General features: G+C 55.4%; 7 protein-coding genes. 1 reads left to right on the top strand and 6 read right to left on the bottom strand.

All coding sequences use genetic code 11. The features are described 5' to 3' along the window. Nucleotides 1–219: 219 nt before the first annotated feature. Nucleotides 220–1,458 carry a proteasome-activating nucleotidase gene (locus tag P0O24_RS09105; protein ID WP_316969439.1) on the bottom strand — a complete coding sequence of 413 codons (1,239 nt, stop codon included), beginning with the start codon at nucleotides 1,456–1,458 and terminating at the stop codon, nucleotides 220–222. 261 nt (nucleotides 1,459–1,719) lie between these two features. Between P0O24_RS09105 and P0O24_RS09110 the strand changes: the two genes are divergently transcribed. Next, nucleotides 1,720–2,817, top strand: a complete 1,098-nt coding sequence (locus P0O24_RS09110) for a methionine adenosyltransferase (RefSeq protein ID WP_316969440.1) — start codon at nucleotides 1,720–1,722, stop codon at nucleotides 2,815–2,817. On the opposite strand, the gene P0O24_RS09115 is transcribed toward P0O24_RS09110, so the two are convergent. The 5 genes from P0O24_RS09115 to P0O24_RS09135 all read right to left on the bottom strand — a co-directional run bounded on the left by P0O24_RS09115 (nucleotide 2,818) and on the right by P0O24_RS09135 (nucleotide 7,646). Further along, nucleotides 2,818–3,126, bottom strand: coding sequence for a DUF5611 family protein (locus P0O24_RS09115; protein ID WP_316969441.1), 309 nt, complete (start codon nucleotides 3,124–3,126; stop codon nucleotides 2,818–2,820). A 49-nt stretch (nucleotides 3,127–3,175) separates the two neighbouring features. Then, entirely contained in the window at nucleotides 3,176–4,432 is a 1,257-nt protein-coding gene (gene eno, locus P0O24_RS09120; protein ID WP_394356761.1) for a phosphopyruvate hydratase, read from the bottom strand. Between the two features lie 416 nt (nucleotides 4,433–4,848). Next, on the bottom strand, nucleotides 4,849–5,790 hold the full coding sequence (locus tag P0O24_RS09125; RefSeq protein ID WP_316969443.1) for a hypothetical protein: 942 nt from the start codon (nucleotides 5,788–5,790) through the stop codon (nucleotides 4,849–4,851). Between the two features lie 120 nt (nucleotides 5,791–5,910). Further along, nucleotides 5,911–7,185, bottom strand: a complete 1,275-nt coding sequence (locus P0O24_RS09130; protein WP_316969444.1) for a hypothetical protein — start codon at nucleotides 7,183–7,185, stop codon at nucleotides 5,911–5,913. 68 nt (nucleotides 7,186–7,253) lie between these two features. Further along, entirely contained in the window at nucleotides 7,254–7,646 is a 393-nt protein-coding gene (locus P0O24_RS09135) for a DUF488 family protein, N3 subclade (RefSeq protein WP_316969445.1), read from the bottom strand. Nucleotides 7,647–7,804: the final 158 nt, after the last annotated feature.

The raw sequence follows: 7,804 nt of genomic DNA on the forward strand, positions 1-7,804 counted from the left end.
TGCCGGACAAATTATATAATTCTTCTGGTCGATGTGGATTCTAGGTCAATTCGCATGGATTTAGAAAGGAGCTAAACACATACTAAAAAAGATATTTTGGCTTGAGGCTTGCCGTAAGCCTCAAGCCATCCTTATGGAGAGAGTCGTCCCATTACGAGGGCATCCTCATGGAGATCGTCTCACCCTCAAGAGAACATCCTCATGGAGATCGTCTCACCCTCAAGAGAACATCCTCATGGACTCGTCGACCCTCGGCAGCATCTCCTCGCCGAGGACCTTGTCCACGGCCTTATTGAAGTCGTCTGCCGTCACCGAGCTGCCACGACGCCTGATGGCCATCATTCCAGCCTCGACGGCGATGGAGTTGAGATCGGCGCCGCTCGCGCCTTCAGTCTCTCTTGCGATGGTCTGAAGGTCCACCTCTGGATTCATCTTCATCTTCATGGTGTGTATCCGGAGGATGGCAAGGCGGGCGTCGAAGTTCGGCATCGGTATCTCGATGATCCTGTCGAACCTTCCGGGCCGCAAAAGCGCCGGGTCCAGGATGTCTATCCTGTTGGTGGCGGCGATGACCTTGATGTCGCCCCTGGCCCTGAAGCCGTCCAGCTCCGCCAATAGCTGCATCATCGTCCTGTTCACCTCGGCGGACCCGGTCGTTCCGTCGTGGGTCCTGATGGATCCGACGGAGTCTATCTCGTCGATGAAGACGATGGCAGGGGCCTTGTCCCTCGCCATCTGGAATATGTCCCTGACGAGCTGGGCCCCCTCGCCGATGAACTTGTGGACGAGCTCAGACCCCGACATGTGGATGAAGGTCGCCCTGGAATGGTGGGCTACGGCCTTGGCGATGAGGGTCTTTCCTGTCCCGGGGGGGCCGAAGAGGAGGACGCCCTTGGGCGGCTCCACCCCGATCTCGGCGAAGAGCTCCGGCTGGGTGAGGGGGAGCTCCACGGTCTCGCTCACCTCTCTTATCTGGTCTTCGAGGCCGCCGACCTCATCGTACGAGACTGTGGGGGCCTCTATCAGCTCCATCGTCTTTGCCCTCACGTCTACGGATTTGTCCATCACCCTGACGATGGTCAAGGAGTTGTTTATCGCGACTCGAGTGTTCGGCTCCAGCGTCTCCATCATCTCCGGAGATGTGGTGGTTATGAACTCCTGGTTGTTTCCGTGCTGCCGGAGGAGGACGTAGTCCTCTCCCATCTCCACCACCGTCGCGAGGAAGAGGGGCATCCTCCGAAGGAGGGCGTTCTCTTTTTTGAGCCGCTCCTCTTCACGCATGTACTTCTTGTTGGATATGAGGGTCTCTACGAGCTTTGCTCTGGTATCCTCTTTCTCCATCCTGAGGGTCTCTATCTCCTCGCTGAGGCGTTTGTTCTCGTTCTCCAGAGCTGTGATCCTCTTTAAGTGTAATTCCTGAATCGACTCTTGATCTGGGGTTATTGCTGACTCAGTCATGCAGATAACCGAATGCTCTTTCATGAATATAAATTACACCCCCCGGAATAGGTTGAGCATTATAAATATACCATCCCCTTCCCACATTCAGTCTGCCGACAAATTCCAATTACCAATCGACATTTTATCCGAACTCACATCAGGGCATTATCGACGTTTGGCCTAAGATACCGACGTCAATCAACGTAATCCTCCGGCGCCGTTTCACCTGAACCGATCAAAATATTAATCCGGAGATTCTGTAAATGCGAGGGTGTTTCTATGATCGAGTTCGCGAAGTACATGCCGATGCCCTTCGAAGTGGTGGAGAGGAAGGGGACAGGCCACCCGGATACCCTCGCCGATGGGATATCCGAGGCGATATCCGTAGAGCTTTCGATGCTCTACCTGGAGGAGTTCGGGGAGATCCTCCACCACAACGTCGACAAGGTGCTGATAACCGCCGGGAGGACGGAGGTGAGCTTCGGCGGCGGCAGGGTCCTGGAGCCGCCGACGGTGATCGTGGGGGGTAGGGCTACGTCGCCGCCGGAGAAGGATCTGGACGCCATAATCGCGGGGGTCGCATCCAAGCATCTCAATGGGTCGGTGGCGAACCTGAAGGAGTACAGGGTCGACCCCAGGGTGAGGGAAGGATCGCCGGAGCTTCGCAGCCTGATGAAGACGGGGGCCAACGACACGTCGATCGGCGTCGGGTTTGCGCCCCTGAACCCCACCGAGGAGCTGGTATTCGATCTGGAGGAGAGGATGAGAAGGGTGAAGGGCGTCGGGGAGGATACGAAGGTGATGGCGGTCAGGATCGGCGATTCGCTTAACCTGGTGGCTGCGGCGGCGATCGTCTCAAGGTTCGTCTCCTCGATGGAGGATTATCTGGAGGTGAAAGAGAAGGTCTGGGAAGCCATCGCCGGGGCCGCAGACGCCACCGTAGCCGTCAACGCCGCCGACGGCGACAAAAACATCTTCCTCACCCTGACGGGCAGCTCGATAGAGATGGGAGACGACGGCGCCACCGGCCGGGGAAACCGCGGAAGCGGCCTCATAACCCCCATGCGGCCGATGTCCATCGAGGCGATCGCGGGAAAAAACCCCGTAAACCACGTCGGCAAGATCTACAACGTCGTCGCATCGAGGGCCGCCGCGGAGATCGCTGAGATCGAGGGGGTGACTGAGGCTTACGTAACCCTGGTGAGCAGGATCGGCGCGTCCCTGGACGATCCCCTCCTCAGGGCCGTCGAGATAAGGGGGGAGGAGCCCCCCCGGGAGGGCGAAAGGAAGAGGATAGAAGCGGTCGTCGACCGGCATCTTGAGGAGATCGGAGACCTGGTGGAGGATTTCGTTGCGGGGAGGCTCCGGGTCTGCTGATCAGCCCCCTCTCACCTCTTTTTTCGCCTGCTGAAGCCTCTGCTTTGCGGTGTAGCCGGTCGACCGCTCCAGGAAGTTACGAAACCTCTTGTTGGTATCGAGGATCGCCTCATCGCCGACATCCTCGGAGGGCTCGGTGATGACGACCATCTTCTTTCCCTCGATGGAGACCTCGATGGACTTGAGGGCGCCGTAGCTGAGGAGGAGCATTCCCCCCTCCTCTTTGACCTCGGCGGGAAACTCCTCTTCCAGGGCGGCCTTTATCCTATCAAGCTCGGGGCGGTAGCCCCTCTTGAACGAGTATTCCATGCCCGGCCCCATGGACCCATCCGATTATAGTCCTTTCGAGCCCTTCTATTCAGATCCGGGCGTAGCTCGCGGCGAATCCCAGCTCCTCCTCGATCCGCAGGAGCTGGTTGTACTTGGCGGTCCTCTCGGATCGGGCGGGAGCCCCGGTCTTGAGGATCTCGGCGCCGAGGGCGACGGTCACGTCGGCGAGGGCAGAGTCCTCGGTCTCGGCGGACCTGTGGCTCGCCATAACTTTGAAGCCGCTTCTGAAGGCCATCCGGGCGGCGTCGAAGGCCTCGGAGACGGAACCTATCTGGTTGAGCTTCAGGAGGAGGGCGTTTGTTGCCTTCATCTCTATCCCCTTCTCCAGCCTCTCGACGTTGGTGACGTAGAGGTCGTCGCCGACGATGATCGTCTTCGATAGTTTAGCCGTCAGGTCCGCAAAGTCCCTATACCCCTCCTCCTCGAAGGGGTCCTCGATGAGGATCAAGGGATAGGTGGATACGAGGTCGGCGTAGAAGTCGATCATCTCGCCGCCTGAGAGCTTCTTGCCGTCTACGGAGTAGGAGCCGTTCTTGAAGAAGCTGGAGGCTGCAGCATCGATCCCTATCCCTATCTCTTTCTCGTAGCCGGTGACGTCCAGGGCCGCCATCAGGGCGTCGAGGGCGTCGGAGGTCTTGCTGAGGGGCGGGGCGTAGCCTCCCTCATAGCCGACGTTGGTGGCCCCGGAGCCGTACCTCCCCGAGAGGATCTTGCCCAGGGCGTGGTAGGTCTCCGCCGCCATCCGCAACCCCTCGGAGAAGCAGCTCGCACCCTTCGGGAGTATCATGAACTCCTGGATGGCGAGGTCGTTTCCAGCGTGCTGGCCGCCGTTTAAGACGTTCAGGGATGGAACGGGGAGGGTCGAAGTGTTGACCCCGCCCAGGTACCGGTAGAGAGGTATACCTAACTCGTCGGCGACGGCCTTGGCGACCGCGAGGGATACCCCCAAGATCGCGTTGGCGCCGAGCTTCGACTTCGTCGCCGTACCGTCAAGGGCGAGCATGAATTCGTCGACAGCCCTCTGCTCGATCGCATCGATCCCCGACTCGATCAGCTTCGGCCCGATGATCTCGTTGACGTTCCTGACGGCCTGGAGGACGCCTTTGCCGCCGTACCTGTCGTCGCCGTCCCGCAGCTCCAGCGCCTCGTGGGTCCCCGTCGACGCCCCCGAGGGGACGGCGGCCCGGCCGAAGCCGCAGCAGGTCCAGACGTCCACCTCAACGGTGGGGTTACCCCGGGAGTCGAGGATCTCCCGGGCGTGAATGTTCTCAATTTCGAATGACATCATATATCGCCGGTCGAGCCTTCGCGGCGGATTTATTTAACCTCTTTGGAAGGTCGAGAGGAAAAGCCCGAAAGCGTCGTCTGCTTAGGCGATGAATAAGATACAGATATACAGGCATCCGGTCAGGCGTCTCGCCAGAGATAAACCAGGTATCCCAGACGGTCTAACGTCGCGACTTAGTTCTTATGCCCCAACATCTATCCCTTCGCGCAGATGAATTTGCTACAGCGATCTTCTTCGTGACGTTTTATCCGGTCAGGATAGCCACGTATCTCAGCTTATATATGCCAAGAGTACATCAGAAGAGTTTGGAATATTCAAAAATTTCCGCGGGGTGGAAAGGTGAAACACCCCGCCACCCGAACTGAGGAGTTCTCACAGTTGAAGCGACGCCACATCAGGCTTCCAATGCCTGCCTATAATGTGCTATTTGTCCCGAGAGATTCTATGGTGGTATTATCGGCTTGTTCAGGTGGCACGATCAGCTCATATAGGGCGCTCATCGGTGATGACCTGGTTTCCGTTATCATTATCGTGTACTGATCGTTGTACAGCAGCATCTCATCATCAGAGATTGAAGTCACTGCTTCAATTGTCATAGTGTGTTCATTATCGATACCAGTTGCGGCTAATCTACGAACTCCTGGTGCAATTCTCTTGGTAATATCTACTGGAACGACCGATGTAAACACTTCACCTCTTTTTTTGCATGTGCTAGGGACGCAAGAGATCCCATCAACATCGAGATACACTTGAAAAATGGTATTGCAGCAAACGGCATCACAGCCTGATACCTCATTGCCATCTATCCAATAATGTTGGCCGGGCGCTGTAAGTTTAAACGAAGTAAAATCTCGGGTTGAATAATCTGAACCTGATACTGATAAGATTGCACCCTGCACAGTACAGTTAGGAATGAATAAGTTCAGATCAAAATTTCTATCGAAATCATAGGTAATGACTCGATACAAATAAGGATCGTCGACATAGTAGATGAGAGGCGCGTCAGAAGTGCTGCCTCCTGAAGCTTTAACCAAATCTTTGGCTCTGACCAGGTCGGCATTTAGCACATCTTTTACATCCAGACTAAATGCAGATGTACTCGCAATGGCCACAGTTCCGTCATCTTTCAAGATGCCCCAGCTTCCCGTGTCTTTGTACTTCCATACTATACCGCTTTCATCGTGATCAACCACATCGTAAACCATATGAAGTTTAGCGGCTTGTGAATAGAGAGAGTCAAAGTTGGCTGTTATTCCTGTAGTCGATACAGCAGACCTAAATGCCGGAAACTCTACCGCGCTCGCTCCGAGTGTCATACATAATACACAAACGACTATTCCGAAGATTTTCATCATTCTCTCCTCCCAAGTGGCTCAAAGCACCATTATCATATAGCATATTATCTTAGCAATAAATGTTTGGATCGAAGTATCATCGTCGAGGGTGATGAACAAGGACATAAGGCCAGATCCTTCTTAAATCCATTTCACCTCGCCATAAGACCACTTTACGTACCCTTCGGAGTACAAGCCGCAAAAGTCAACTATGAGGCTCGCCAAACCGATCGTGGATGACGAAGCCACGGCCTCCAATTTCAACTGATATAGGTGGTCTTTCATCAATTCAGCTTCGATCTCACCAGTACGCCACTCATCTATGTACTCGTCAAGATAGGCTTTATCCTTGAAAGCCGTTGAGTATATGAGCACCTTGTCGACGACGAAATCCTCAGTCTTGTCCTCCAAGATCATGTACACTTTGAGTTCAGCCGAACTCTTGAAAAGGTCCATACTGAATAACCCACCAATATCAGGCACGCCGACTGTTGCGATCCCACCCTTTACATGACACTTTAAAGCAGCTTTGCATAGATGGTCCTCCTTATCATAAACGAACTCGTCCCAGACAGTCCCGGAGGCCCAGTGACTGCTAAAACCAGTATCGTCACAGTATAGCAATATGCGCTCGCCCTCAACTCTAGAGGAGCTGCTTCCGTCCCCAGATCCGCCATGATTGCTGACGCCTGAGGTCACGTTGGTGCTCCGCCGGTAGAACGGCTCCGGCTTGACCGCAAGTTCAATGGGTGGATCAGGTTGAATATCGCTGGTTTCACCGGGCCTATCTGCGATTCCTTTCTGGGGTGGTGCCACGATTACGTTATCGAGCCCCTCCAGATCGCGCCCGTCGCTGTACTCTCCCCTGATCAAGATCCTGTCCACATTTTCCATCGTCTCCAGGAACTCGCTCTCGTTGATCCCGAAGGAATCGGCCTCCAGTGGTATCTCGTAACGAGTCCACTCACCTATTTTAGGCTCACTAGGCCAAGGGGCGGTGGACCCAGGCCAGGCTACGAAGGTATCGTTGAGACTATATATCTTCAGGATGTCAGAAAAGTCGAGGTTGATGCTGTTGTCATCATCGATGAGCCGGATGTCAAAAATTAATATATATCCAATGTAAGATGTCCAGTTTCCAGACCATGATTCAGGGGAGACGTAGTACCAAGTCTCGTTCTCGTCCGCATCCTCGCCGAGGAGAAAGCCTCCGGGATTTCCGCCCCGCTCCATCCAGGATAAGTTGGCTCCACCCTCAGAGCGCCACAATTCGTCCCCTTGATCAAAGGTGAATCCTTCGACCACATCGTCTACGATCCCGTTCTCTTCGTCCTGAGCCATCGATGTCGATAGCGATAAAAGAGCCGCAAGGGCCATTATAAGAATCCACCTCAGTCTCGTCATAATCTCCACCATTAGCATGAAAGACTGTGACGATTGGCTAAAAATGTTTCTCAGTCGGCCTTCTTCATAGAAGAGTTATATTACCAGCTCTCACCATTCTCCCAGTCTCCCAGCCTCGCCTGCCTTTCGCCGCCCGCGCCCACTTCCGGCACCGAGACCCCGAGCTCCTCCTCCAGCCACTCCGCCACCAGCCGCCGGTGGCAGAAGGCCCCCGCCATCTCCCAGCAGAGGAGGACGGCGTCCTCACCGAGGTCGGCATAGACTTCGCGGGGGTCGAGCTTCGAGAGGACCTCCGCCCGGTAGCGCTGGATGTACTCGTCCTCGTCGATCTCGCCGCTCAACGCCTCCGCGAGGAGGCGCCAGGAGGGGGCCAGCGGCTCGTACACGCGGCCGGTCCAACCTTTCGGCTGGGCCCGGGAGATGGCGACGGCCCTGGGGTCGGCGCCGGAGCGGGAGAAGTTGGAGGTCTGCATATCTTCCTCGTTGAGAATGAGAAATGCTTTAAAAAGAGCTACCGCTAATAGGATTATCGCCGTTTCAATGAGAGAAGAGATATTAGGTGAATGTGGCAGCGATCCATATTTCCCGAGGGCTCGCGCACCTGAGTACCGTATGGAACGTGGACGGGCTT

The sequence above is a fragment of the Candidatus Methanocrinis alkalitolerans genome (assembly GCF_029167205.1).
GTDB lineage: Archaea > Halobacteriota > Methanosarcinia > Methanotrichales > Methanotrichaceae > Methanocrinis > Methanocrinis alkalitolerans.

Excerpts from the sequence above, each read along its gene's own strand:
- P0O24_RS09130 (WP_316969444.1), bottom strand. The coding sequence starts at position 7,185 with ATGGTGGAGATTATGACGAGACTGAGGTGGATTCTTATAATGGCCCTT.
- eno (WP_394356761.1), bottom strand. The coding sequence starts at position 4,432 with ATGTCATTCGAAATTGAGAACATTCACGCCCGGGAGATCCTCGACTCC.
- P0O24_RS09115 (WP_316969441.1), bottom strand. The coding sequence starts at position 3,126 with ATGGAATACTCGTTCAAGAGGGGCTACCGCCCCGAGCTTGATAGGATA.
- P0O24_RS09135 (WP_316969445.1), bottom strand. The coding sequence starts at position 7,646 with ATGCAGACCTCCAACTTCTCCCGCTCCGGCGCCGACCCCAGGGCCGTC.
- P0O24_RS09105 (WP_316969439.1), bottom strand. The coding sequence starts at position 1,458 with ATGACTGAGTCAGCAATAACCCCAGATCAAGAGTCGATTCAGGAATTA.
- P0O24_RS09110 (WP_316969440.1), top strand. The coding sequence starts at position 1,720 with ATGATCGAGTTCGCGAAGTACATGCCGATGCCCTTCGAAGTGGTGGAG.
- P0O24_RS09125 (WP_316969443.1), bottom strand. The coding sequence starts at position 5,790 with ATGATGAAAATCTTCGGAATAGTCGTTTGTGTATTATGTATGACACTC.